Here is a 26,526-nt window from a genome sequence, read left to right as displayed (position 1 = left end):
AAAGGCGTGATTGTACGATGGAACTATGGTTCACTGAAAAACAAACAAAACATTTTGGAATTACGGCGCGTATTAACCGCACATTACATACGGAGCAAACAGAATTTCAAAAGCTTGATATGGTTGAAACGGAAGAGTTTGGAAACATGCTTATTTTAGATGGCATGGTTATGACAACTGAAAAAGACGAGTTCGTTTATCATGAAATGGTAGCACACGTACCTTTATTTACACATCCAAACCCTGAGAACGTATTAGTTGTTGGTGGCGGCGATGGCGGTGTTATTCGTGAAGTATTAAAACACCCAAGTGTGAAGAAAGCGACACTTGTTGAAATCGATGGGAAAGTAATTGAGTACTCTAAGCAGTACTTACCATCAATTGCAGGTGCATTAGATAATGAGCGTGTAGAAGTAAAAGTAGGAGACGGGTTCCTACACATCGCAGAAAGCGAGAACGAATACGATGTAATTATGGTAGATTCTACTGAGCCAGTAGGTCCAGCAGTAAACCTATTTACAAAAGGCTTCTACGCTGGAATCTCTAAAGCGTTAAAAGAAGATGGTATTTTCGTTGCACAAACGGACAACCCTTGGTTTACACCAGAACTAATTACAACTGTGTTTAAAGATGTAAAAGAAATCTTCCCGATTACTCGCTTATACACAGCAAACATTCCAACGTATCCAAGTGGACTTTGGACATTCACAATCGGATCTAAAAAACATGATCCACTAGAAGTAAGTGAAGAGCGTTTCCATGAAATTGAAACGAAATATTACACAAAAGAACTGCATAATGCAGCATTCGCATTACCTAAGTTTGTTGGAGATTTAATTAAGTAAGGGCGTTAAATTGAAATAAATAAAGTGTAAGTAACTCATTTAAGGTGTTTGTCTAGAAGGCTTGAACATGCTAGTTACTTACACTGCTACAAATGAAGTAGTCTTCTTATGATAAAAAGAAGGCGCAGGTAAATCGAGAAAGAGGAGCTATAGGCTCCAAATTTGAGAAATAATGAAAGGTTGGGATACCTTAAGTTCCACATAAGGAGGAAAAGAATATGCGTTTTGATGAAGCTTATTCAGGTAAAGTATTTATTAAAAGTCATCCAAGTTTTGAAGAGTCAGAGGCAGTTATTTACGGGATGCCAATGGATTGGACAGTAAGTTACCGTCCAGGTTCTCGCTTCGGCCCTGCACGTATTCGTGAAGTATCGATTGGACTAGAAGAATATAGTCCATATCTAGATCGTGAACTAGAAGAAGTAAAATATTTTGATGCGGGTGATATTCCATTACCATTTGGGAATCCACAGCGCAGCATAGACATGATTGAAGAATATGTAGCAAAACTATTAGATGCCGGTAAGTTTCCACTAGGTCTCGGCGGTGAGCACTTAGTGTCTTGGCCAATTTTTAAGGCAATGGCAAAAAAATATCCGGATTTAGCGATCATCCATATGGATGCTCATACTGACTTACGTGAGTCGTATGAGGGAGAGCCTTTATCCCACTCTACACCGATTCGTAAAGTGTGCGATTTAATTGGTCCGGAAAACGTATATTCTTTCGGAATTCGTTCTGGAATGAAGGAAGAATTTGAATGGGCAAAAGAAGTAGGTATGAACTTATATAAATTTAACGTATTAGAGCCGTTAAAAGAGGTACTACCGAAACTTGCAGGACGCCCAGTCTATGTCACAATCGATATTGATGTATTAGACCCAGCCCATGCTCCTGGAACAGGAACATTAGAAGCTGGCGGTATTACATCTAAAGAACTATTAGAGTCCATCGTAGCAATTGCAAATTCAAATATAAAAGTAGTCGGAGCAGACTTAGTAGAAGTAGCTCCAGTCTACGATCATAGCGATCAAACACCAATCGCAGCAAGCAAATTCGTGCGGGAAATGCTGCTCGGTTGGGTGAAATAAAAGCGGAAGCGGCTCGTTTAGAATGTGAGGAGGATGGAGCTTCAGGCGTAGAGGCGCTTTTTGCCTCGAAGGAAGAAGTGAAGCCACCGAGCATTCTAGCCACTGTAGCTGGATAGAAATAAAAGCGGAAGCCTCCTAGACGACTAGGAGGCTTTTATTTTTGTCGTTCTGTGTCGGTAAGTCGGTATATTTAAAAAATCGCTGATATAATTTCATTTATCGTCACGCGACATCAAAAAAGAGCTATTCTCAAACGATGAGAATAGCTCTTTTTTCTTATGCAACTTTTTCTTTTGAAGTAATTCCACGAATTTCATCAGCAGAACGAATTGGGTATTTGCGGAACACAATTGATCCGACGTATCCGACAATCGTGGTAACGATTCCACACAACACGGCAGCAATTGTAACCTTTATTACATCATTAAATCCGAACAAGACGAGAAGCCCTGGAATTGGTGATGCTGTCCCTGGTGCATTATTAACGAGCTGGAATAGCGACGTAATAATACCGGCAAGCGCGCCGCCAACAAAGTTTGTCATATAGATAGGAATTGGGTTTGCTGAGACAACATCGGCTTGTGTTAAAGGCTCGATTGCAACAGCGATTGTGTCTTTCTTTGAACAAATTTTTAGTCGTTTAAAGAAAATAAAATTCATTGGGGCAGAAGCTGCTACGGCAAGACTACCAATGGCCATTGGTAAACCTGTTAGGCCAAGCATTGCAGTTAGTGCCATAGAACTTAATGGGGATGTAGAAATAACTGTTATTAATCCACCAAGCATAATGCCCATAATAATAGGACTTTCTGTAGTTGCAATTGAAATCATAGAACCGATTTTTCCGAGCGTTGCGTTAACGAGAGGGTCCATAAGCATCGCCATTCCACGTGAAATTGGTGCAGCGATAAATAAGATTGCTAAAAATTCTACACCAGCTGGTAATTTCTTTTCGAGAAATTTCACGACGAATGCACAAACGTATCCAGCGAAAAATCCTGGTAAAATGCCGAATCCGCTAGTAGCGATACCAATTAAAACAGCGTATACGGGTGAAACACCGATTGCCAGCGCTACTAAAATAGCCGCTGCGACACCACTCATACTACCAGAAGCTTCTCCTACTGATTGTAAAAAGTCGTTATGAAACATTTCTCCACCGATATAACGGTGAAATGCCTCAATGAGAAAGCTCGCGATTGCTGCATTAGCTAAAGCACCCATTGCTTTCATTCCGTAAGGAGCACGGTAACTAAAAAGTGTAAACAGACAAAGTACAACGAGTAATAGTGCTAAACCTTGCAAGATAGCCATTTGAAAACTGTCTCCTTTGATTTTTGTAATAAAAATTTGTATCATTCAATAATAATATAAAAGTTCGTTAAACGGAAAAAAAATTATTGGGAAATTGCTGTAAGGTGAAAGACCCTTACAATAATGTAAGGGAAGTGTAAGACATTTCGATAGAGTATAGTATGCCATTTTTCGTATAATACAGGTATAGACATACGGTTAGCGAGAAAGAAGTGCAAACAGGAGGCGCATGTATGAAATTAGTAATTAAAGTTTTAGCTGTGTTCGCCATTATTTTAGGTGGTACAGCATATTATTTAAACTCAAAAACAGAAGGTGTGCATGCTTTTGTAGACAACTTCTTTTCAAATAAAGAAATACAAGATTATTATGCAGTTATAGATAAAGGTGAGAAAAAAGGCGATGAATATTTGTATACATTTAATGGATATAGAGAAGACGGAAAGCTACAAGTTATTAAAAGAATGGTGAATCGTGAATTGCATACAGGTGCTTTTATAAAAATTTATGCAAAAGGTATGCAAGGAAAAGGGTGGGCTGAAATCCCGAAAGAGTCAATTCCACAAAAAGCACTGCAAAAAATAGAAAAACCATAAAAGGGGCGAATCGTTCGCTCCTTTTTTAGTGCGTTAAAATAGTGATAGATGTATTTTCTTTGTTAGAAATAATTTTTGCATGCCCGCCAATTGGGAAAGTGAAAATTGGAGTTGTATGTCCGAAACTTGCGTTTGCAATGATAGGTAAATGTTTAAGCTCAGGTTTTGAAGCAATAATCTCTTGGATGTCCTCTATCGTACATTTCGCTCCTTTTTGCATCATTCCTATAACAATGCCCTTTACGTATTCAAAATCAGTTTGCTGCATAAGAGAGTGTAAATATCGATCGAAAGTTTTAAGTGTAGCTTTTCCCGTTAAACTATCTTCTTCAAGAAATAAAACTTTATCTCGTAAGCTTGGCATATATGGTGTACCTTGCAATAAATTAAATGTACTCATATTGCCACCAATAATAGTTCCTGTTGCTTCTCCTTCTTGAATCGAAACATATCCTTCATTTTTAATAAACCCTCGATTTTCTTGATCAATATACCAAGAATCATCGCTCCACGTTTCAGCCGGCAGTATTTCAATAGGCGTATTAGAAGTTAAGCATTTTAAAAAGTAATCGGTCGTATAATCGAGCCCTTTCTCCATTCCAAATGAAGAGAAGTGAGGACCTGAATATGTAACTAAGCCTGTTTTCGTATAAAGAGCATTATTCAAAGCAGTAATATCAGAATAACCACAGAAAAATTTCGGGTTTTCACGAATTAAATCATAATCAAGATGTTTTAATAAACCGTTAGAGTTGTACCCTCCAAGTGTCGTCAAAATTGCTTTTACATTAGGGTCTGAGAATGCTTCATGAAGATCTTGAACTCGCGAAGAAATAGAGGATGAAGAAAAGCGATCTATCTCATCAGCGTTTTTTGAGAACGTAACGTGAAATCCCATGTCGGTCAATCTTTTCGTGGCAAGCTCTTGGTTGCTGGTGGAGACAATACTTAAACTGCAAGACGGTGAAATAACCCTTATTTCATCACCTTTTTTTAATTTTGTTGGTAACATTAGATTCGCCCCTTGAAATGAAAGAATATTTAGATTTAAAAAATATTTTATCATATGAAATAAAGTGAAGGTGAATTATTTTTTGAAAAGGAGTTTTCCTGATTTTTCAGCAGACAGACAGAGTCTTTTTTTGATATGATAGGAAAAGTGATTTATTATAAGTAGTATTTAATATCTATAACATTTGAAAGGTGTGCAAGACGTGAAGAAACAACTTGCAGGCTTGCCGGTACACGTTCATTTCGTAACAGAAATCCGTGAAGGGGCGAGGAAGGAAACCGTTGCTTTTGAAGCAAATGGTCAATACTATGTAAAAGGTCAAGGTACATATGTAACATTCCAAGAGCCGAACGAACAAGGCGAAGTGAAAACAATTATTAAAATTCAAGATGAACAAGTTCTCATTATGCGTTCAGGTGCTATTTCTATGCGTCAGACGCATGTGAAAGGTGAATGGACAACTGGTACGTATACGAGTGAACTTGGTACGTTTGCATTGCAAACGAAAACTGATAACGTTCTTTTTAAATGGTCGGATGAAAAGAAAAAAGGACAACTCTTCCTAACGTACGCATTGCTTCTAAGTGAACAAGAAGCTGGCAGATATACAATTACAATTAATTTGAAGGAGGCAAAATAATGAATTCTTTAGAACAAGTAAAAGGATTGATTAAAGAAGAAATTCAAGCTGCTGTATTAAAGGCAGAATTAGCGACAGAAGAACAGATCCCAAACGTTATATTAGAATCTCCAAAAGATAAAACAAATGGTGACTTCTCTACAAATATGGCAATGCAACTTGCACGCGTTGCAAAAAAAGCACCTCGTATGATTGCAGAAGAATTAGTTGCAAACTTCGATAAAGCAAAAGCTTCCATTGAAAAAATTGAAATCGCTGGTCCTGGTTTCATTAACTTCTACATGGATAATAGCTACTTAACAGACTTAATCCCAACAATCGTCAACGCTGGTGAAGCTTACGGTGAAACGAATACTGGTAAAGGTGAAAAAGTACAAATTGAGTTCGTATCTGCGAATCCAACAGGTGACCTTCACTTAGGACATGCACGTGGTGCGGCAGTAGGTGACACTTTATGTAACGTATTAGCAAAAGCAGGATACGATGTATCTCGTGAGTACTACATTAATGATGCAGGTAACCAAATTCATAACTTAGCTCTTTCAGTTGAAGCTCGTTACATGCAAGCTTTAGGTTTAGAGAAAGAAATGCCAGAAGACGGTTACCATGGTGCGGACATCATTGGAATCGGTAAACGTTTAGCAGAAGAGTTTGGCGATCGTTATGCAAAAGCTGATGCTGAAGAAAGCTATGAATTCTACCGTGAATATGGTTTGAAATATGAGCTAGCAAAACTTCAAAAAGACTTAGAAAGCTTCCGTGTTAAATTTGATGTATGGTTCTCAGAAACATCATTATACAAAAACGGAAAAATTGATCAGGCTCTTGCTGTATTAAAAGAGCGTGAAGAAATCTTTGAAGAAGACGGAGCAACTTGGTTCCGTTCAATGACTTACGGTGACGACAAAAACCGTGTATTAATTAAAAACGACGGTTCTTACACATACTTAACGCCAGATATCGCTTACCATCGCGACAAATTAGAGCGTGGTTTCGATAAGCTAATCAATATTTGGGGTGCTGACCACCATGGTTACATTCCTCGTATGAAAGCTGCTATTCAAGCGCTAGGTTACGATAAAGAAACACTGGAAGTAGAAATCATCCAAATGGTACAACTGTACCAAAATGGTGAAAAAATGAAGATGAGTAAGCGTACAGGTAAAGCAGTTACACTTCGTGAGCTTATGGAAGAAGTAGGCGTGGACGCAATGCGTTACTTCTTCGCAATGCGTAGTGGCGATTCTCATTTAGACTTCGATATGGACTTAGCTGTATCAAAATCTAATGAAAACCCAGTATACTATGCACAATATGCTCATGCTCGCGTATGCAGTATCCTTCGTCAAGGTGAAGAGTTAGGATTAGCTACAGGCGGAGACGTGAATTACAAACTTGTTACTTCTGAGAAAGAAGTAGAGTTACTAAAAAAACTTGGTGAATTCCCAGCTGTAGTTGCGGATGCAGCGCAAAAACGTCTGCCACACCGCATTACAAGTTATGTATTTGAATTAGCAGCAACATTACACAGCTTCTACAATGCAGAAAAAGTATTAAATCAAGATAACTTAGAACTAAGTAAAGCTCGTTATGAATTAATGAAAGCAGTACGCACTACACTTCAAAACGCATTAGCAATCGTAGGAGTATCTGCACCAGAGAAAATGTAATAGACAAAAGAAAAGCACCGAAAGGTCGTATGAGGAGAACCGCACGTACGGCTTGATGAAGGGAAGCTGAAGCAGAAAAAGAGATGGCAAAGCTATCTCTTTTTCTGTTTCAGTTTTTTACTCTAAATATATGTTATGGTGATGAAGTGAAAATAGAAAACTAACAATTAACTATTGATTTTTAGGGGCAATTCTAGAATAATAGATTGTTGGGGGTAAAATTTCCGGAAATCAGCATATGCATTATTAGTTGGTGGAAAGTTACTAGGAAATGGTGTGATTGTTGTAAAAACCATTGTTACAGCTAGGCCAAATACTAAAATAACGATTCATCTAACCAAGTATTTAAACAATTAGTAATTAATTATGAAAACTTCCAACCTAGTCAAGAAACTAGGGGGTTATGTTTAAAAATAGTACAATTAAAGTTTTCATGATTTGATAAAAATAATGAAAGGATGTAAATCTCTCGGTTTTGATATTATCATCATATATAAGCTCATTTTAATTCTTCGACATAGCCATGGAACCCATTAGGCAAAGCGCTTTTTCTAGACACTCATTTATATACTCCAAAAATAAAAAGGCTGAATTGCGTATTTCTATACGATTTACATGAAATCAGTTGACAATCATACTCTTTTTAGTTACTCCCAAATTCGTTCCACTGTATTTAAATTTGGAGAATAGGGCGTTCATCTTGCATAGGCAACTAATACTTCATCCAGAGCATTTTTAATTATATAATGCTGGCGGTGGAACGCTTTTTGTTCTACTTGTTTAGGTGTGTAGGTCGGTTGTGTAACTAAACACAAAACATTTTAACCTATGGCCAATTTCACCTCAACTCATAATGGCAGAAATGCATCTTCAATAACACCTTTTAGAATACGAGTATCCAAGTATGTTTCACAGTTTTAATCTTCTTCGGCTGATATGCTACATTCTATTATAGATTGCACTTCCTGTTATTCTTTAGGAGGATAAGTAAGAAAGTTGACCAAATGCATATTTACCGTGAAGTGGCTCTTCCATATTTGTCAGCAATGAAATTTTGTATTTATAGGGCAAACGTTTGCGCTCGGTATGAAGAAATTTCGGAAATCCTACGGCGTAATAAGATGAATGACTGTCATGAGTTTTATCGTGAATGCTTTTCGAATTGCCTTCTTCTAGCTTTGAAGTTATTCTGTGGTCCGTTCATGTGTACTTGTAATTTGAATTTCTTTATCAAAATTTTTCCTGTCCTGTATCTGTTTTGGTTAAACGGTATAGGCCAGAAGTAAAATGTCGGAGAAATTAGATGAATCTATATAAGAGTCAAACTTCAAGTTTCTAAATAATAGAAGGGTTGAAAAAAGAGAAAAAGATGATAATAGCTATCAAACACATTTTAGTAAAGTGGCTTAATGACATTGAATAGTAGAATCTTTGTCATAGTATATTTGTCCTAGAATCTAGAAACATTTAATTTTATAGGGAGGATAACAGAAAGCATGTATTTAAAAAGGATAACTTCAATTTTTTCGATTATAATGATTTTTATGTTTACTATAGGCCAGAGTCTTTTACCTATAGTAGCAAATGCACAAGAACTAAACACAGCAGGACTTGTGGATAGTTTTCAGATTGGTAAAACAAATCTAAGTACCACAGAAAAGACTAAAGTAACTGTAAACTTCAGTGAAAAAGGTGCACTTAGGCTGAAGCCTGGAGACACACTAACATTAACACTGCCTCCAGAATTAAAAGGATTAGATAGAGAGTTCCCATTAGATGACTATGGTACTTGTAAAGTTGCAGGAGGCACTGTGGTATGTACATTTAATGATAAAGTGGATACATATGAAAATATTCAAGGGTATTTAAACTTTTTCGTGGAAGCTACTAATGTAGGAACGGATGAAAAGAAAGAGATTGAAACCAATTTCGGTACAACTGTAGATAAGCAGTCTGTAACAATTACCGGTCCAAGTAGTGGTGGTGGTACAGATCCTGGAAAGCCACCGTTTTTTTATAAAACTGGTGATATGAACTCAGGTAAGGACGATGTAGTGCGTTGGTTCTTGAATATAAACTTAAATAAAGAAGAGTTAAGTCGTGATATTGTTGTGACTGATAATTTACAGGAAGGTCAAACACTTAATAAGGATAGTTTCTATATAAGTGTAGATAATCATCTAGGTAATCGATATTTAACGCTACAAGAGTTTGAAAAGCAAGGTTACGGAACGATTACCTTTACTGGTGACAGATCATTTAAAGTTGTGCTTAATAAAGATAAAGCACGTCTTGCTGCCTTTTCGATTGGTTATACATCTACTATAACGGAAGCCGGAAAGAAGCAAGATTTTTTTAAGAATGATTATACGATTGAGTACCAAGTTTGGAACAAAGAACCAGTTAATGAATCGGGCAGTTACCCAGTCGAAAACATGACAACTGGCGGTGGTGCTACCGGTAACAAGGTTCCAAAAGGAAAGCTGAAAATTGTTAAACATATTGAAGGAAATAAAGAAAAAGTAATCCCGAATGTTTCGTTTAAGTTGTATAAAGAGTCTGGTGAACAAGTTGGGGGCGAATATAAAACAAATGAAAAAGGGATAGTTGAAACTCCTCAATTATCACCAGGTAAATATTATGTGCAAGAGGTTTCAGCTCCAAACTATATTGATTTCGATCCTCAGAAAAAAGTAGAGTTTGAAATAAAATCAGATGATGAAAATGGAGTCGAACTGGATATTCCAAATAAAGTGAAAACTACATCTGTTGCAGGGACGAAAACGTGGAAAGGCGATAACGAGAAAGATCGTCCAAGTTCAATCAAAGTAGAATTACTACAAAATGAGAAAGTAGTAGACACGAAAGAAGTGACAGCAGCAGATGGTTGGAAATACAAATTTGACAACCTAGCAGCGTATGATGCAAATGGAGTAGCGTACAAGTATGAAGTAAAAGAACAACCGATAGATGGATACACAACAGAAGTAAACGGTTATGACATTACAAATACAAAAGTGGTGCAAACAACCAAAGTAGAAGGAACGAAAACATGGAAGGACGGAAAAGGGGAAGGTCGTCCAACGATGATTAAAGTAGACTTACTACAAAACGGTACAGTGATTGCGACGCAAGAAGTAAGCGAAGCAACAGGCTGGAAATATGAATTTAAAGATTTGGCGATAAACGATGCAGACGGAAAAGCATATAAGTATGAAGTGAAAGAACAAGCAGTAGACGGATACGAATCCAAAGTGAATGGTTATGACATCACGAATACAAAAGTAGGCAAGACATCAGTTGCAGGAACGAAGACGTGGAAAGGTGGCACAGAGGAAGAGCATAAAGCCATCAAAGTAGACTTATTACAAAACGGTACAGTGATTGCGACACAAGAAGTAAGCAAAGAAACAGGTTGGAAGTATGAATTTAAAGATTTAGTAGCGTTCGATGAAAATGGAAAAGCATACAAGTATGAAGTGAAAGAACAACCGGTAGATGGATACGAATCCAAAGTAAATGGTTATGACATCACGAATACAAAAGTAGGTAAGACATCAGTTGCAGGAACGAAGACGTGGAACGATAACAATGTGTCAGATCGTCCGAAAACGATCAAAGTAGATTTAGTACAAAAAGATACCTCACAAGCACAAAAAGAAACAGTAATTGCGACGCAAGAAGTAAGTGAAGCAACAGGCTGGAAGTATGAGTTTAAAGATTTAGCAGCGTATGATGAAAATGGAGTAGCATACAAGTATGAAGTGAAAGAACAAGCAGTACCAGGATATGAATCCAAAGTAAATGGTTATGACATCACAAATACAAAAGTAGGCGAAACAAAAGTAGAAGGAACGAAAACATGGAAAGACGATAACGCGAAAGATCGTCCGGAAATGATCAAAGTAGATCTTTTACAAAACGGTAAAGTAGTAGATACAAAAGAAGTAACAGCGGCAACAGAATGGAAGTACACATTCGAAAACCTCCAAGCATATGATGCAGAAGGTAAGGCATACAAGTATGAAGTGAAAGAACAAGCAGTACCAGGATATGAATCCAAAGTAAATGGTTATGACATCACAAATACAAAAGTAGGTCAAACAAAAGTAGAAGGAACGAAAACGTGGAAAGATGATAATGCGAAAGATCGTCCGGAAATGATTAAAGTAGATCTACTACAAAACGGTACAGTGATTGCGACACAAGAAGTAAGCAAAGCAACAGGCTGGAAATATGAATTCAAAGATTTAGCAGCATATGATGCAGAAGGTAAGGCATACAAGTATGAAGTGAAAGAACAACCAATCGACGGATACAAATCCGAAGTGAAAGGTTATGACATCACAAATACAAAAGTAGGCAAAACAAAAATAGAAGGAACGAAGACATGGAACGACGGAAATGCGAAAGATCGTCCGACAATGATCAAAGTAGACCTTTTACAAAATGGTAAAGTAGTAGACACAAAAGAAGTAACAGCAGCAACAGAATGGAAGTACACGTTTGAAAACCTCCAAGCATATGATGCAAACGGAGTAGCGTACAAGTATGAAGTGAAAGAGCAAGCAGTACCAGGATACCAATCTGACGTACACGGTTATGACATCACAAATACAAAAGTAGGCAAAACAAAAGTAGAAGGAACGAAGACATGGAACGACGGAAATGCAACAGATCGTCCGACAATGATCAAAGTAGACTTACTACAAAACGGGAACGTGATTAAAACACAAGACGTACTAGCAGTAATGGGTTGGAAATATATATTCGCAGATTTAGAAGCATATGATGCGGAAGGAAAGGCTTACGAGTATACAGTGAAAGAACAGCTAGTAGTTGGATATGAATCCAAAGTAAATGGTTATGACATCACAAATACAAAAGTAGGTCAAACAAAAGTAGAAGGAACGAAAACATGGAAAGATGATAATGCGAAAGATCGTCCGGAAATGATTAAAGTAGACCTACTACAAAATGGTACAGTGATTGCGACGCAAGAAGTAAGCAAAGCAACAGGTTGGAAATATGAATTCAAAGATTTAGCAGCATATGATGCAGAAGGTAAGGCATACAAGTATGAAGTGAAAGAACAAGCAGTTGAAGGATATAAATCCAAAGTAAACGGTTATGACATCACGAATACAAAAGTGGGCGAAACGAAAGTAGAAGGAACAAAGACTTGGAACGATAATAACGCAACAGATCGTCCAAGCACAATCAAAGTAGACTTACTACAAAACGGTAAAGTAATTGACACGAAAGAAGTAAGTAAAGCAACAAATTGGAAGTACACGTTTGAAAAACTGCAAGCATACGATACAAACGGAGTAGCGTACAAGTATGAAGTGAAAGAACAGTCAGTAGCTGGATATGAATCAAAAGTAAATGGTTATGACATCACAAATACAAAAGTAGGCGAAACGAAAGTAGAAGGAACAAAAACGTGGAACGATAACAATGCAACAGATCGTCCAAGCTCGATTAAAGTAGACCTACTACAAAACGGTAAAGTAGTAGACACAAAAGAAGTAACAGCAGAAACAAACTGGAAGTATACGTTTGAAAAACTACAAGCATACGATGCAAACGGAGTAGCATACAAGTATGAAGTGAAAGAACAGCCAGTAGACGGATATGAATCCAAAGTAAATGGTACTGACATCACAAATACAAAAGTAGGCAAAACAAAAGTAGAAGGAACGAAAACATGGAAAGACGATAACGCGAAAGATCGTCCGGAAATGATTAAAGTAGACCTTCTACAAAATGGTACAGTGATTGCGACGCAAGAAGTAAGCAAAGCAACAGGCTGGAAATACGAATTCAAAGATTTAGCAGCATACGATGCAAACGGAGTAGCGTACAAGTATGAAGTGAAAGAACAACCAGTAGCGGGATACAAATCCGAAGTAAATGGTTATGACATCACAAATACAAAAATCAAGGACGAACCAAATATAGATCCAAAAGATCCAAAAGATCCAAACACAAATACAGACAAAAATAGCGATTCAAAAGTTCCACCTACTACAGAAAATGATAAGCCAACATTACTTCCTAACACAGGAGGGAAATCAGCAGAAATGATTTCAATTCTTGGAGGCATGGTATTGTTCCTTCTAGGTGGAATCCTATTCGCTCGTCAACGAATAAAATAATAAAAAAGCTTTAGATTATTGATTACACTGTAATCTGAGTAGCAGACGAATTAAAGAATTACTATTGATATTACGCCCTTTAGGTAAGTATTCAAAAACACTTCACGATAAAATGAAGGGAAGAATGCAACCTGAAGGGTTTTTTTATAGAAAAAAGAGAACAGTTTCAAGGTGGAATTAATCTGCAGCTCAATAATATGGTCAGCTTACATAGAGATAAGCGGCTCTAAAGCGATAACAAAACTGCAAGAATAATTTTTTTATAATTGAAAAACCTCTTGTTAGATGTAATCAATATTATTACAATTTTTATTCTACATGATAATGCTATGTAATGAAAACCCTTTTTTATTTATATATTACGATTTTAATTATACGCGATAATACCATATAATAAATATGCTTTTATGCATATTTATTTTTTCTCAATAAACAGCCACCGATTAATCGGTGGCTTGAAATAGTATTAAGCGGCTTTTTGTTCTGTTTTCACGGTAGATTGAAGGCTATTATAGACGCCTGTACCAATGACCTCTAATGCCATTTTCATACGTTCTAGCGAAATATTTTCTAATACGTTATCTTGAGGTGTGTGATATACCTTTTCAATGTGATAGATTAATGGATTCCAACTATCGACGCCCATCCAAATAAATAGTGCAGAAGGAATACCGACTTCAGCAAATGGTACGTGATCACTAGAGCCAAATCTTCCTTGAAGAACGAGATCATTATTTAATTGTTTCCCTGCTTGTAATGCTGCATCTGTTACAAAGTTCGTGGAACCGTCAGGAGTCATAGCGTATAAATTCTTTGCTTTATCATAATTTGTTGCAACCATATCAGCGTTGAAGACACCTAAAATGCGATTACGTTCTTTTTGTGATAAGTTTTCTACGTAATATTCAGAGCCGAGTAAACCAGTTTCTTCAGAACCAAAAGCGATAAAGCGGACTTCTTTATCAGTTTCTACATTTTGAAAAGCACGAGCTAGTTCTAATATTAATCCTGTACCAGAAGCGTTATCATTCGCTCCAGGTGCTCCAACGACACTATCATAGTGTGAACTTACAACGACAGCTTTTTCATTACCTGTACTATTTTTTGGTTTCTTTTTAGCGATAACATTTAGAGATGTTAAATTAGATTCATGTCTTGCTTTTAGGGAAAGAATTGTTGTCCCTTTTTTTGCGATTTCTTCTTTAAATGCATTTCCTTGAGCATAAGCAAGACCAAAGACAGGGACAGACTGTTTTTTAGTTAAGTAAGGGTTGAAGGTTTGGCCGTAGTTTCCACGACCTCCAATTAAACTGTATAAAAGAACACCTTTTGCTCCTTTGCTAACAGCATTTTCAACTTGCTTATTATAATCTGCTGCTGTTGCACCTCTTTCGAATAAAACAATTTTTCCGTTCACCTCATTTGGAATCTCATCTAGTTTCGTTCCACCTTGAACAAAGATAAGAGGAGCTGTAACAGCTTCTGTAGAAATTAGTGCATTGGGAGCAGCGCCAGCTTGCCAATTACGTTTTGTGGATAATGGTGATTCGATAAATCCAACGTATTGATCCGGCACTTGAAAGGGCTGATATTCTACTTCATATCCCATTGATTTAAGTTGCATACCAACGTAGCGAGAGGCCCACTCTTCTGATTTTGTACCGCCTGGGCGGGGACCGATTGTTTCGGATAAGAAACGGATATGTTCGATGGCGCGGCTTGCATCAACTTGTTTTGTAATAGGTGGGGTCTGTATAATTTCTGACGTGGAATCAGCTTTTGCTTGTCCGATTGGAGCTAAGCTAACGGCGAGTGATACAGCAAGCAAGGAGCTTACTATTTTTTGTTTCAGCGATTTTCTCATTTTTTCCTCTCCCATTCTTCTATTCTCTCTGACTGACAAAAGAAGACGGATAACGACTTTATTTTATCTTTTTGTGTCTGAATTTTCAATATTTAGAAGTTGAGAAATAAAAACGCCATATGCATATTTACATATTTTTAGCGGAGATATGTATGCTATCATTCTAAATGAAGGATTGCTTTCTATTCTGAAGGCTCCTACATTGCATGAATCTAGTGTACCCAAACTTTAGATTATGTAGGGAAAAGGGATCCATTATAGGATTTCTTTTCTCATGTTTGAATCATATGATGGTAACTATGTTTCCGCATTTCATAATTATCATCAGTGATATATGTAAGGCATCCATATGAAAATACGAGGCTGTTCAAAGGTTTTCCGTACTTTTGGACAGCCTCACCCCGTTAAAAAGGTGATACTTTGATGCATCACCTTTTTATTTATATAAGCTTTTACATACCTAAAAATAATAAAAAACAGCCGCTTAGTAGAAGGAATCTACAAAACGGCTGTTTTTTATTATATTTCTGTTAAGATAATCGGTTCACCACGTGTCACAACGACTGTATGTTCACATTGTGCAACAAGGCTTTTGTCCGGTGTAACGAATGTCCAGCCGTCATCACCGCGTTCGATAATATGATCAGCTTTCATAGAGATGAATGGCTCTACAGCGATAACAAGGCCGTCTTTTAGAAGAGCATTATCCATTGGATCATAGTAGCTTAAAATATGGTTCGGAGCTTCGTGTAAGCTAAGACCAATACCGTGACCAGTTAAGTTTTGAATAACGTTATATCCACTTTTATGTGCAAAGTTAGAAACAGCACGACCAATTTGATTTTGTTTTGATCCAGCCTTTACTTTTTTCATTGCTTCCCAAAATGCATCTACCGCAGCTTGGCATAGCTTTTCTTTTTCTTCGTCTTCACCAAGAACAAATGAAATACCTGTATCAGCATAATAACCGTCAAGTGCTGCTGATACGTCTACGTTTACTAAATCGCCTTCTTTTAATACGCGATCTCCTGGAATACCGTGAGCAACTTCTTCGTTTACACTAATGCAAGTTACGCCTGGGAATTTATATTCTTTTTCAGGTGCTGACATAGCACCGTGCTCATCTAATACCTTCTTACCAATTAAATCTAGCTCTTTCGTTGTCATACCTGGCTTCGCTTGTTTTTTCATTTCTTCGCGTGCAAGTGCAACGATGCGGCCGATTTTTCGTAAACCTTCTAAATCTTGTTCATTACGAATAATCATGAAAACCACTGTCCTTCCTCGAATTTATATCTTATCCGATTGTATCATGTTTATTTTGCTCCTGCTACTCGCGTGCGGTATGCGGGTTGATTCTGCTCATAAAGAATACATGACAATTGTCATATGGATGTCATGACGCATCATACTGTTTCCTAACTTTTCCAACGCATACAATGTAAATATAAGAAACGGCGGGGGTGGAGAGATGGAAAAGATTATTGAAGTAAATGGTGTTTCAAAAACATTTAAACATAAAAAAGCAGTAAATAATGTTTCGTTTCATGTGAATAAAGGGGAAATAGTAGCATTACTTGGACCGAATGGCGCAGGGAAAACAACGACGATATCGATGATGCTTGGATTAAAAGATCCAACGGAAGGAACGGTTTCTATATTTGGAAAGAGCCCAAAGCATAGAGATGTTCGTAATAGCCTCGGCGCGATGCTACAAGAAGTGAGTGTAATTGATAGCATTACAGTGGAAGAGGCAATTGAGTTATTCCGTAGTTACTATACAAACCCGGTAGCGAAAGAAACATTACTGCAGTTATCAAATTTAGAATCAGAGCGAAAGCAAAGATGCGAAAAGCTATCAGGTGGGCAAAAAAGAAGGTTAAACTTTGCACTCGCACTTGCAGGTAATCCAGATTTGTTATTTTTAGATGAACCAACTGTAGGGATGGACATTACGTCTCGAAAAACGTTTTGGGAAACGATTAGAAAATTAGCAAGTGAAGGGAAAACGATTATTTTAACGACGCACTATTTAGAAGAGGCAGATGCTTTAGCTGATCGTATTTTATTATTTGCGAATGGAAAAATCATTGCAGATGGCACGCCTGATGAGATGAAAGCGACTATTTCTCGAAAAACAATCTCGTTTTATTCGAAAGAGAAAATTCCTAAGAACTTATTGAAGGAATTACCGAATGTAACAGAAGTACAGTCAAATGAAGGTCACTTCACTTTAACAACTGAAGATACGGATGCAACTTTAAAAGCAATTTATCAAAGAAATTTACCTGTAACAGACGTTTCAGTGGAACGTGGAAGTTTAGATGAAGCATTTGAACAATTTGTTGCAAATCAGAAGGAGGGAATCGCATGAAAGCATTATGGATGCAATGCAAAATAGAGATTTTACGTACGTTCCGCAATAAATTATTTATCTTTTTCTCATTATTAATGCCAGTTATGTTTTATTACATTTTTACAAATGTGGTTCAAGTGCCACAGAACGGAGGTGCTTGGAAAGCGCATTATTTAATTTCAATGGCGACTTTCAGTATTGTAGGGACTGCACTTTTTAGCTTCGGTGTGAGACTTTCTCAGGAAAAGGGGCAAGGGTGGACGCATCTTTTAAAAATTACACCACTTCCAGAGGGTGCGTATATAACAGCTAAAATTATTGCTCAAACAGTAGTGAATGCTTTTTCAATCTTAGTTATTTTTATGGCAGGAATATTAATTAATAATGTGCAGTTAACGGTAGGACAATGGATCGGTGCTGGGTTATGGTTATTATTAGGCGTGACACCATTTTTAGCGCTCGGAACAGTAATAGGTTCAATTAAGAAGGCAGATGCAGCTGCTGGTCTAGCGAATATTTTAAATATGTGCTTAGCAATTCTTGGTGGCCTATGGATGCCAATCGAAATATTTCCAAAAATATTACGATCTATCGGTGAATGGACACCGACGTATCATTTTGGAAGCGGTGCATGGGATATTGTCGCTGGAAAGTCAATTGGTTGGGAAAATATCGCGGTACTAGGAGGTTATTTCCTTATATTTGTTGTAGTATCAATATATATAAGAAAAAGACAGGAAGCGGTATAAATGATAGAGAAGAAGTTTGAGGTTTTTCCAAAACATATGGGTTTCTTCCCATATATGTGGCTAGTGTATCTGTTATTTCCAATTTATAATTTAACACAAGTATCAGGGGGGAAGCTTGCAATAGGGATCGGTATGTTGATGCTTTTCATCGTCACATACCGTCAACTATATTTTGTGCAGAAGACGTTCATTTTGTGGGCGTGTATTCAAATGTTACTAACTTTTTTATTTGCTGTATTTTATAATCCTTTCATGATTTTCTTTGGATTTTTTACGGCAAGTGCGATGGGATTTGCACCAAGTAAAAAAATATTTCGGGTGTTGTTGGGCCTGTTAATTGTAATGTTGGGAGCTTTTATATTTGTAAACGTTAATCAACTAACAACTACAAGTTTAGTGAATATAGTTCCGATGTTTATTTTAATGCTGCTTACACCATTTGGAATGCGTAATTTTAATCAAAAAAAGATGTTAAAGAATCAACTAAACGAAGCAAACGAGCAAATTAAAGATTTAGTAAAGCGAGAAGAACGTCAGCGAATTGCAAGAGACCTTCATGATACGTTAGGGCATACGTTATCTCTTATTACTTTAAAAAGTCAGCTCGTTGAGAAGTTAATTGTGAAGAATCCAGAACGCGCAAGTATAGAAGCGAAGGAGATTACACAAACATCTCGCACCGCTTTAAAACAGCTGAGAGAGTTAATTTCTGATATGCGTATGATTACAGTAGAAGAAGAGCTGGAGCAAATAAAAGCAATCTTACAAGCAGCTAATATTGAATTAGAAGTGAAGCAAGAAGCTAATTCTAGTTCGTTATCACCAATTGAACAAAATATTGTAGGAATGTGTTTACGTGAGGCAGTGACGAATGTTGTAAAACATAGTAAAGCAACGCGGTGTACAGTCTCGGTATTAGAATCGCAAGGTGAGCTGATTTTGAAAGTAGAAGACAACGGTATCGGTTTAGCGGATCAAAACCATGATGGAAATGGTATCCGCGGTATGAAAGAGCGAATTGCTCTTATTGATGGATTTGTTGAACTAGATACGATAAATTCAGGGACATTGTTAACAGTGAAAGTTCCAATTGTAATTAGAACAGGGAAAGATGAGGTGAGGGCATGATTCGAATTATTATTGCAGAAGATCAACGGATGCTTCGTGGCGCATTAGGAGCCCTACTTGATCTAGAAGATGATATTGAAGTTGTTGGGCAAGCAGCGAATGGGGAAGAGGCGTTAAAATTAATCGAATCGCTAAAGCCTGATATAAGTATTATGGATATTGAAATGCCGATTCAAAGTGGTTTAGATGTTGCTGAAACGTTGAAGAAGGAGAAATCATCTTGTAAAGTAATGATTTTAACGACATTTGCGCGTCCCGGTTATTTTGAAAGAGCGATGAAAGCTGGTGTACACGGATATTTATTGAAGGATAGTCCGAGTGAAGATTTAGCCTCAGCAATTCGAAATGTCATGAAAGGGAAGCGAGAAGTTTCTCAAGAGTTAATGTTTGGTTTATGGCAGGAGCAAAATCCGTTATCAGATCGTGAAAAAGAAGTACTTTTACTTGCGAAAGAAGGAAAGACGGCAAATGAAATTGCGAAGGCACTTTATCTTTCACCTGGTACAGTGCGTAATTACATTTCTGAAGTATTAGCGAAGCTCGATGCGAAAAATAGGATTGAGGCAATTACAATTGCAGAAGAGAAGGGCTGGATATAAAAAAGAAGTTTACCTATAAGTGGTAAACTTCTTTTTTGCTTATTTTCCTTGTTGTACTTCTACTACTTTATTAATTTTTGCTAGAGCCTTATATCCATGTGCTTGGAAAGCCTTTTCGAATTCTGTTGATGTCGTATTACCATATAAATCTTTTGCAGCCTGTACAATGTGAGATTGAAGTGATTCAAAATCTTCCGCTGAAGTTGCGTAGTTTTGCAATGCACGCATAACAACTTTGCTTACTTTTTCATTTCCTTGTTTTTGAACAAATATACCGTTATACGTTTTACCTTCAGCTAATTGATATAATACATGGCTAATGATTCCGGAATTCACGTGAGATTCTTGATTATTTCCGTCATTATAGAAATCTTGTAAGTTTGTATATAGTTTGTTGCCACCATCGCCAATTTCCCTTGGGATGTCACGAATTGTTAGGCCACCTAACGTATCGCCCATAATCCAATTTCCTTTATCTTTCTTTACGTAATATTCTATTTGTGTACCCCAGAAATCTGCCAGGCCTTCATTTAGTGCAGATGTTTCAGCACTTGGATATCTCACAATTTTATTTTTTGTTGTACCACTAAATACAGCATGTCCAAATTCATGTGCAGTCACGTCAAGAGCAGAGGTTAATTTTCCATTTAGGCCGTCACCAAAGACTATTTGATTCCAAGCCGGATGCCAAAATGCATTTACATAATTTTCTTTTATACCATCACTAACTTCTGTAGAATCAAATCCGTGGACGCTAGCAACAACTTTTGAGTCTTTATTATCGTAACTTTTTAGATTATGTTCTTTCTTGAAATAGTCGTAAATATAGCTCATGTTTTTCATAACACCAGCTGCTTCTTTATCTGCAAAATTAGGAGTATTACTTGAAATGAGCGTTCCTGGATAGCCGACTTGGCTATCTCCGCCGAGGGAATCAGCATAGTTTGCGTTATAAATATAAATACCACTTCCGCGGGATAGATCAGCTAAATAAAACTTTCCGTCAGAACCCTTTGCAATATTAAATAATACATTTTCCTGTAGAGCATTTTTTCCAGTTCCTTGCTCTTTAGCTAGGGAAAGGCTGGGTGATGTTACTTGATTAATAGATTTATTTTCTTTATTTTTAATGAACTTTTCCTGGAATAGTACTTCACCAGTTTTTAAATCAACGATTGCATTACCGCTTATAATTTGTTCATGGTTTTCGTAAGTAAATGTAATAACAGTTGCGAACGTGTAATAACCATCTTTTTGCTTATAAACAACGGTTTCGCTAGAGAATTCTGTTTCAGCCGCATCGTTTGGAATTTGAACTGTATCGCGTAATTTAGATTTTACTTCATTTTTCGACAAAAAATTTGTTATAGTAAGATTAGGTTGTTGGTCTAAATTTTGGACAACTTTACCACTAACGGTAGTAATCACTCCATTTTTATCTACTTTTACAATGAGATCTTGACCATATACTTTATAGTTTTTGTAAGTTTGTGCAAGGCGAACTTCGGTTTGATTTTCTTTTGTTTCTTTATTTGTAGGTTGAAAATTAACGTTTTTTTCAGTTGTAACTTGCTCTTGTTGAGCTTTAGCCCCGTTTACCTCACCTTTTAAATATTTTTTAGCAATATTCTCTTTCGTATCATTTTGAGGTTGTGTTAATTTCCCAATTGTTAAACCAGGCTGAGCAATTTCAACTTTTACTTCATTTTTATCTAATTCTTGGGCATGAATAGCTTCTGTTGATAAAGGACAAAGGAGACCGAATGTAACGAATGCACTAGCAAGTTTTCTATAATTCATCTATAACACTCCTAATCTATTGTATGTGAGATGAATTGTATGAAAAATTTGCCGAATTTTATATATATTATGCATTATTTCATATCAAAAATTGTCGAATTCACATTATTGTAGTGGTATGACAACTCAAAAAATTAGATTGTTATAATGGGATGGTGAGTAAGTATGCACGCAGAAAAATTAGGAAGTGAAATAAAGAAAATTAGGGTTATGAGAGGATTAACACAAAAACAGTTATCCGAGAATATATGTCATCAATCGGAAGTGAGCCGAATTGAATCGGGCGCGGTATACCCAAGTATGGATATATTGCAAGGCATTGCAGCGAAGTTACAAGTTCCCATTATTCATTTTTATGAGGTACTCATTTATTCTGATATTGAGAGAAGTAAGCAGTTAAAAAATCAAATTATTATGCTTTGTAAGCAAAAGAAATATAAAGAAATTTATAATAGAGTATGGAATGAGTTGAAAAAGGAAGAATATCATCCCGAGCTTGAGCAATTTCTTCAATGGCAATATCATGTAGCTGCTTACATATTGAAAAAAATCGATTACGAATATTGTATTTTAGAATTAAAGAAATTGCTCAATCAACAATTGGCAGGAATAGATGTATATCAGAATCTTTATATTGAAAACGCAATTGCAAACATTTATGCTGAAAATGGCTATTTTAAGAAGAGTATTGAGTTATTTGAAAATATATTAAAACAATTAGAGGCATTGCATGATAATAAAGAGTTTGATGTGAAGGTGAGACATAATCATGCAAAAGCATTATACTTAGATAATCAATACGAAGAAGCGCTTTGTCAAGCAAATAAAGCCATTGAACTATCGTGTCGAATTAATAGTATGACATTAATTGGACAGTTATACTATCAAAAAGGTGAATGCCTAGAAAAGCTAGAGTGTGATAGAGCAGAAATTGAAGATGCTTACGAAAAAGCGTACTTCTTTTTCGATATATTAGGAATCCATGCGTTAAAAGAATCACTTATAAAAAAAATGAAGAAATAAAAAAGACCTAAAAAACAAATATGCATAATTGCATAAGATATGGATAAATTTTCATGATATATTTAAAGAAAAAAATGTGGGTGATAGAATATGAAAAAACTACTTATTGGTAGTCTGTTAACGTTAGCGATGGCATGGGGTATTTCATTAGGAGATACAGCTTTAGAGAAAAATCAAGTAATTTCTCATGATGATCAAGAGATACAATTAGCTTCAGATGTACCTTTTGAGTACTAAAAAACAACCGTCTAACTTAGACGGTTGTTTTTTCATGGAGTAACATCCACACATCTTTACTAGAAACAGGTTTGCTAAAGAAGAATCCTTGAATGTGGTCACAGTTTTGCTCGTGTAAAAACTTCCATTGTTCATCTGTTTCTACACCTTCCGCAATAACCCCTAAATTTAATTCTTTTGATAGTGCAATAATGGAAGCGATAATCGCTTCTTCTAACGGGCTATTTGTAATTCCGCAAATAAATTCTCGAGCAATTTTTAATGTATTGATTGGATATTTTGTTAAGTGAGCTAAAGAACTATAACCAGTCCCAAAGTCATCAATTGAAATTTGAATACCGAGATTTTGAAGTTGTTCTAGTTTAGCAATTACAGAATGATTTTGATTAATCGCGATACTTTCCGTAATCTCAATATCTAGTGCTTCCGGTTTTAGTTCTGTTTCTTCCAAGACTTTTGAAATAGTCGGGATTAAATCTGCACGGTTAAATTGAACAACAGATAAATTTACACCAACCTTTAAGTGAGAAAATCCTTGGTTATGCCACTTTTTAGCTTCTAAGCAGGCGGTACGTAAAATCCAATTACCAAGTTCAATAATAAATCCTGTTTCCTCCGCGAGAGGGATGAATTGGGCAGGTGATACAATTCCAAGTTTCGGATGTTTCCAACGAATTAATGCCTCAAAGCCGATAATTTGTTTTGTTTTTGTGTTTACTTGCGGTTGATATTCAAGGAAAAATTCATTTTGTTGCAGTGCTTTTGAAAGTTCACCTTCTAGGAAGTGTATTTCGCTTTGCGCAATACTCATTTCCTCTGAGAAGAAAACAAATCTGTTTTTTCCATTCGCTTTTGCTCGATACATAGCCATATCTGCATTTTTCATTAATTCGGTTACATCGGTTCCGTATTCCGGATACATTGCAATTCCGATACTTGGTGTAATAGAAAGCTATTCATCTTTAATGAAGAAGGGCTTATTTAAGATAGTTAAAATTTGTTCGGCTATAAAAGTAGCGCTTTTTTCAGAGTACATATCTGGTAATAGCATATAAAATGGAATGTTTTTCATTGTGAAAATTACTTTTTTTGAAAAAAATAGCGCAATGTTACAATTTACCATTGTAACGTTGCGCCGTTTTTTCTTTTTATTCCCCTTATGGAAGAGATTTCATCTATTAATTGAAGAAGTGCTAAATCCTTTTGTTTGCTTTCAATCATAATATCGAAATTATGATTGATTTTTTTTGCAATGTGTAAAAAGGGTTTAATAAACCCTAAATCAATATAATCTGCGTGAGCCCTAAATTCTTTTTCTGATTTAGGAGAAGAAATATGAACTTTAGGAGGGACGTTTGTGTGTGACCAAGTTTCAAAAATCGCAGGAAGTAACTCTTCTAGCGGTTCAGCACAAAGGTTTGCTATGTGATGATGATAATCGAATACGAAAGGGATGGTTTCTTTTTGACAAATAGCCAAAGTTTCAGAAGTGGTATACGTTTTATCATCATTTTCAAGAGTCATTTGTTTTTTTATATATGAAGGAAGTTTTTTTATGTTTTCATGAAAACGTCCAATTGCACTTTCCTTATTTCCATACGCGCCGCCTACATGAATATTAATGTAGGAGGAATCTGCAATTCCTATAGCGTCTAATAGGTTATAATGATAGGTCATATCTGTAATTGCATTAGTTGTAATATGTGGTTTGTCGCTTGTAAATAGCGTAAATTGATTTGGATGGAAACTTACGCGCAAATTGTGTTCCTGAATTAATGCCCCTATTTTACGCCAAAGCGGTGCAAATGCTTGAAGATAATTAAATTCGACTTCGGGATGTGTTGCAAGCGGAACGATAGAAGATGATAAACGATATAATGGAATTTCATGTGCAATATTGTAATGAAGGATGCGTATTGTATGTTCTAGATTTTGTAGTGTAACATTATATAATTTATCCTCACGCTCTTGTTTTTTGAGTTTTTTCCAGCTTGTAAATGTCATTGTTTTGGCAGGAGAACAGTCCCACAATGCCATAGCATGTGAGACATATCCAAATCGCATTATCATATGTGATGCACCTCTTTAGCTCTTGAAATTTTCCTATAAGAAGAAAGCGAGTATCGTTCCTATCCACTCTTTTCCCCGATCAATAATAGAGAGAGGGCTAACATCTTCAAAGGAAAGCAATGAGGAGCTTTTCAAATCTTCCTCGAATTTGTTTTTTACTTCTTGTATGAAATGTTTATCATATAAAAGGCAGTTGATCTCATGGTTAACATATAAACTTCTCATATCAACATTAGCAGTTCCGATATCACAAATACAATCGTCTACTATAATAATCTTGGCATGAAAAAATCCTTGTTGAAATGCGTAAATATTACAACCGGCTTGTATTAACTTCCGGCAATATGGAAACTTTGCCTCTCGAACGAGGGCGTGATCAGCCTTTTGTGGAACGAGAATCGTTATTTGAACCCCACGTTTCCGTGCTTTTAATAAAGCGTTCATAATTTCTTTACCGGGAATGAAATACGGTGTACCGATAAAGAGCTCTTCTTTTGCACTTTCGATTAAATGTAAAAATGTATTTTGTAAATAGGCACCGTCAGTCGGAATAAAGCGATGTAGAATAGCACCACGTTGTTGTTTGGGAAAATAAAGAGATGAATCTAATAAATTTTGGTTCGTATCATCAAACCAGTCATGTAAAAACTGTTTTTGCAAATCTTGTATCCCTTCTCCTGTAAGACGTAAATGATAATCTCGCCATAACCCTAACTTTTGATTGTGGCCTAAATATTCCTCGCCGATATTAAATCCACCAATATAACCAATCTTCCCGTCAATAATTGTAATTTTTCTATGATTTCTTTGATTTGCAGAAAAGAAAAGAAAAGGAAATTTCACTTTGTGACAAAATGAAAAAGAGACACCATGTTTTTGTAGGGAGTACATCGTCTCTTTTGATAAAGAATGACTTCCAAACCGGTCGAGTAAAAGTCTTACTTCAACTCCCTCTTGTGCTTTATCGATAAGTAACTTTAAAAACTTACGACTTATTTCATCGTTTTTGACAATGAAAAATAAAACATGCACATGGTGTTTGGCTTGTTTAATATCAGTAAATAGAGCATCATACAAATCTTTTCCATATGTATAAAGGTGAAAGTCACTTTGACGCAAAGGGAATGAACGAGAACGTATACGCTTTAAATGAAGAATTCTCCCGTACGAAAGGTCAATTGTAATCCAAAGAGTGGCGCCTATTAATAAGAGAGATAAGAAGAACATGAGTAAATTCCCTCCTTCGCATTCTTTTCACCTTCAGTTTGTTACAAATTAAATTTTCACTTTATAGTTTCACCGAAATAAACAGCTTTATTAAAAAATGTGTTGTTGTATAACAAAAAACTGTTGACTGAATGCTCACTCATT

The 26,526-nt window shown here is 36.2% G+C and carries 19 protein-coding genes and 1 pseudogene; 12 read left to right on the top strand and 8 right to left on the bottom strand.

All coding sequences use genetic code 11. The features are described 5' to 3' along the window. The first annotated feature begins 17 nt into the window (after positions 1-17). Both speE and speB read left to right on the top strand, forming a co-directional pair. Positions 18-845: a polyamine aminopropyltransferase gene (gene speE / locus MR109_RS07335; RefSeq protein ID WP_000424696.1), complete on the top strand. Its 828-nt coding sequence runs from the start codon at positions 18-20 to the stop codon at positions 843-845. Positions 846-1,063: 218 nt separating this feature from the next. Next, a complete protein-coding gene (speB, locus tag MR109_RS07330; protein ID WP_002113102.1) occupies positions 1,064-1,936 on the top strand; it encodes an agmatinase in 873 nt (290 codons plus the stop codon). 276 nt (positions 1,937-2,212) lie between these two features. Here the strand turns inward: speB and MR109_RS07325 are convergent, their stop codons facing one another. Further along, positions 2,213-3,250 (bottom strand): PTS sugar transporter subunit IIC, encoded by a 1,038-nt coding sequence (locus MR109_RS07325; protein ID WP_025147018.1) that lies wholly within the window; start codon positions 3,248-3,250, stop codon positions 2,213-2,215. Between the two features lie 233 nt (positions 3,251-3,483). Between MR109_RS07325 and MR109_RS07320 the strand changes: the two genes are divergently transcribed. Further along, on the top strand, positions 3,484-3,846 hold the full coding sequence (locus tag MR109_RS07320) for a YxeA family protein (RefSeq protein ID WP_242271553.1): 363 nt from the start codon (positions 3,484-3,486) through the stop codon (positions 3,844-3,846). 25 nt (positions 3,847-3,871) lie between these two features. Here MR109_RS07320 and MR109_RS07315 read toward each other — a convergent pair whose 3' ends face one another. Then, a complete protein-coding gene (locus MR109_RS07315) occupies positions 3,872-4,858 on the bottom strand; it encodes a S66 family peptidase (RefSeq protein WP_242271551.1) in 987 nt (328 codons plus the stop codon). Between the two features lie 202 nt (positions 4,859-5,060). Between MR109_RS07315 and MR109_RS07310 the strand changes: the two genes are divergently transcribed. The 3 genes from MR109_RS07310 (at position 5,061) to MR109_RS07300 (ending at position 13,329) form a co-directional block, all read left to right on the top strand. Continuing rightward, the gene (locus tag MR109_RS07310; RefSeq protein WP_000744343.1) at positions 5,061-5,498 is read left to right on the top strand and encodes a YwiB family protein; all 438 of its coding nucleotides are present in this window, start codon (positions 5,061-5,063) and stop codon (positions 5,496-5,498) included. Next, a complete protein-coding gene (argS, locus tag MR109_RS07305; protein WP_242271550.1) occupies positions 5,498-7,168 on the top strand; it encodes an arginine--tRNA ligase in 1,671 nt (556 codons plus the stop codon). The genes MR109_RS07310 and argS overlap by 1 nt, the downstream gene beginning before the upstream one ends. A 1,496-nt stretch (positions 7,169-8,664) precedes the next feature. Continuing rightward, on the top strand, positions 8,665-13,329 hold the full coding sequence (locus MR109_RS07300) for a Cna B-type domain-containing protein (protein ID WP_242271548.1): 4,665 nt from the start codon (positions 8,665-8,667) through the stop codon (positions 13,327-13,329). Positions 13,330-13,795: 466 nt separating this feature from the next. Here the strand turns inward: MR109_RS07300 and MR109_RS07295 are convergent, their stop codons facing one another. Continuing rightward, positions 13,796-15,193, bottom strand: coding sequence for a M28 family metallopeptidase (locus MR109_RS07295; RefSeq protein WP_242271546.1), 1,398 nt, complete (start codon positions 15,191-15,193; stop codon positions 13,796-13,798). A 519-nt stretch (positions 15,194-15,712) separates the two neighbouring features. Continuing rightward, positions 15,713-16,459, bottom strand: coding sequence for a type I methionyl aminopeptidase (gene map / locus MR109_RS07290; RefSeq protein WP_002174392.1), 747 nt, complete (start codon positions 16,457-16,459; stop codon positions 15,713-15,715). Positions 16,460-16,664: 205 nt separating this feature from the next. On the opposite strand from map, the gene MR109_RS07285 reads away from it, so the two are divergent. The 4 genes from MR109_RS07285 to MR109_RS07270 are packed head-to-tail and all read left to right on the top strand — an operon-like array spanning position 16,665 to position 20,025. After that, positions 16,665-17,567 (top strand): ABC transporter ATP-binding protein, encoded by a 903-nt coding sequence (locus tag MR109_RS07285; protein WP_242271544.1) that lies wholly within the window; start codon positions 16,665-16,667, stop codon positions 17,565-17,567. Further along, positions 17,564-18,298 carry an ABC transporter permease gene (locus MR109_RS07280; protein WP_242271543.1) on the top strand — a complete coding sequence of 245 codons (735 nt, stop codon included), beginning with the start codon at positions 17,564-17,566 and terminating at the stop codon, positions 18,296-18,298. The genes MR109_RS07285 and MR109_RS07280 overlap by 4 nt, the downstream gene beginning before the upstream one ends. Beyond that, entirely contained in the window at positions 18,299-19,426 is a 1,128-nt protein-coding gene (locus MR109_RS07275) for a sensor histidine kinase (protein WP_242271541.1), read from the top strand. Beyond that, on the top strand, positions 19,423-20,025 hold the full coding sequence (locus MR109_RS07270) for a response regulator transcription factor (protein WP_098305897.1): 603 nt from the start codon (positions 19,423-19,425) through the stop codon (positions 20,023-20,025). Before MR109_RS07275 ends, MR109_RS07270 begins: the two co-directional genes overlap by 4 nt. Before the next feature lie 39 nt (positions 20,026-20,064). Here MR109_RS07270 and MR109_RS07265 read toward each other — a convergent pair whose 3' ends face one another. Next, positions 20,065-21,825: a M4 family metallopeptidase gene (locus MR109_RS07265; protein WP_242271539.1), complete on the bottom strand. Its 1,761-nt coding sequence runs from the start codon at positions 21,823-21,825 to the stop codon at positions 20,065-20,067. 165 nt (positions 21,826-21,990) lie between these two features. Here MR109_RS07265 and MR109_RS07260 point away from each other — a divergent pair, with 165 nt between their 5' ends. Continuing rightward, positions 21,991-22,848 (top strand): helix-turn-helix domain-containing protein, encoded by an 858-nt coding sequence (locus tag MR109_RS07260; protein ID WP_242271537.1) that lies wholly within the window; start codon positions 21,991-21,993, stop codon positions 22,846-22,848. 90 nt (positions 22,849-22,938) lie between these two features. Further along, on the top strand, positions 22,939-23,085 hold the full coding sequence (gene papR, locus MR109_RS07255; RefSeq protein ID WP_025147028.1) for a quorum-sensing peptide PapR: 147 nt from the start codon (positions 22,939-22,941) through the stop codon (positions 23,083-23,085). A 16-nt stretch (positions 23,086-23,101) separates the two neighbouring features. Here papR and MR109_RS07250 read toward each other — a convergent pair. The 3 genes and pseudogenes from MR109_RS07250 to cls all read right to left on the bottom strand — a co-directional run. Beyond that, positions 23,102-24,142 (bottom strand): annotated as a pseudogene (locus tag MR109_RS07250) (putative bifunctional diguanylate cyclase/phosphodiesterase); the annotation flags it as partial. A 59-nt stretch (positions 24,143-24,201) separates the two neighbouring features. Further along, positions 24,202-25,155 (bottom strand): UV DNA damage repair endonuclease UvsE, encoded by a 954-nt coding sequence (uvsE, locus tag MR109_RS07245; RefSeq protein WP_242271535.1) that lies wholly within the window; start codon positions 25,153-25,155, stop codon positions 24,202-24,204. Positions 25,156-25,188: 33 nt separating this feature from the next. Further along, on the bottom strand, positions 25,189-26,382 hold the full coding sequence (cls, locus tag MR109_RS07240) for a cardiolipin synthase (protein WP_242271526.1): 1,194 nt from the start codon (positions 26,380-26,382) through the stop codon (positions 25,189-25,191). Positions 26,383-26,526: the final 144 nt, after the last annotated feature.

It is taken from the genome of Bacillus cereus group sp. BfR-BA-01310, from assembly GCF_022664325.1.
GTDB classification, from domain to species: domain Bacteria; phylum Bacillota; class Bacilli; order Bacillales; family Bacillaceae_G; genus Bacillus_A; species Bacillus_A paramycoides.
This window is presented reverse-complemented; position numbering and strand designations above follow the sequence as displayed.

Excerpts from the sequence above, each read along its gene's own strand:
- MR109_RS07300 (WP_242271548.1), top strand. The coding sequence starts at position 8,665 with ATGTATTTAAAAAGGATAACTTCAATTTTTTCGATTATAATGATTTTT.
- MR109_RS07265 (WP_242271539.1), bottom strand. The coding sequence starts at position 21,825 with ATGAATTATAGAAAACTTGCTAGTGCATTCGTTACATTCGGTCTCCTT.
- MR109_RS07260 (WP_242271537.1), top strand. The coding sequence starts at position 21,991 with ATGCACGCAGAAAAATTAGGAAGTGAAATAAAGAAAATTAGGGTTATG.
- argS (WP_242271550.1), top strand. The coding sequence starts at position 5,498 with ATGAATTCTTTAGAACAAGTAAAAGGATTGATTAAAGAAGAAATTCAA.
- MR109_RS07270 (WP_098305897.1), top strand. The coding sequence starts at position 19,423 with ATGATTCGAATTATTATTGCAGAAGATCAACGGATGCTTCGTGGCGCA.
- MR109_RS07315 (WP_242271551.1), bottom strand. The coding sequence starts at position 4,858 with ATGTTACCAACAAAATTAAAAAAAGGTGATGAAATAAGGGTTATTTCA.
- MR109_RS07280 (WP_242271543.1), top strand. The coding sequence starts at position 17,564 with ATGAAAGCATTATGGATGCAATGCAAAATAGAGATTTTACGTACGTTC.
- speE (WP_000424696.1), top strand. The coding sequence starts at position 18 with ATGGAACTATGGTTCACTGAAAAACAAACAAAACATTTTGGAATTACG.
- MR109_RS07325 (WP_025147018.1), bottom strand. The coding sequence starts at position 3,250 with ATGGCTATCTTGCAAGGTTTAGCACTATTACTCGTTGTACTTTGTCTG.
- map (WP_002174392.1), bottom strand. The coding sequence starts at position 16,459 with ATGATTATTCGTAATGAACAAGATTTAGAAGGTTTACGAAAAATCGGC.
- MR109_RS07295 (WP_242271546.1), bottom strand. The coding sequence starts at position 15,193 with ATGAGAAAATCGCTGAAACAAAAAATAGTAAGCTCCTTGCTTGCTGTA.
- speB (WP_002113102.1), top strand. The coding sequence starts at position 1,064 with ATGCGTTTTGATGAAGCTTATTCAGGTAAAGTATTTATTAAAAGTCAT.
- uvsE (WP_242271535.1), bottom strand. The coding sequence starts at position 25,155 with ATGATAATGCGATTTGGATATGTCTCACATGCTATGGCATTGTGGGAC.
- MR109_RS07275 (WP_242271541.1), top strand. The coding sequence starts at position 18,299 with ATGATAGAGAAGAAGTTTGAGGTTTTTCCAAAACATATGGGTTTCTTC.
- papR (WP_025147028.1), top strand. The coding sequence starts at position 22,939 with ATGAAAAAACTACTTATTGGTAGTCTGTTAACGTTAGCGATGGCATGG.
- MR109_RS07285 (WP_242271544.1), top strand. The coding sequence starts at position 16,665 with ATGGAAAAGATTATTGAAGTAAATGGTGTTTCAAAAACATTTAAACAT.
- MR109_RS07320 (WP_242271553.1), top strand. The coding sequence starts at position 3,484 with ATGAAATTAGTAATTAAAGTTTTAGCTGTGTTCGCCATTATTTTAGGT.
- cls (WP_242271526.1), bottom strand. The coding sequence starts at position 26,382 with ATGTTCTTCTTATCTCTCTTATTAATAGGCGCCACTCTTTGGATTACA.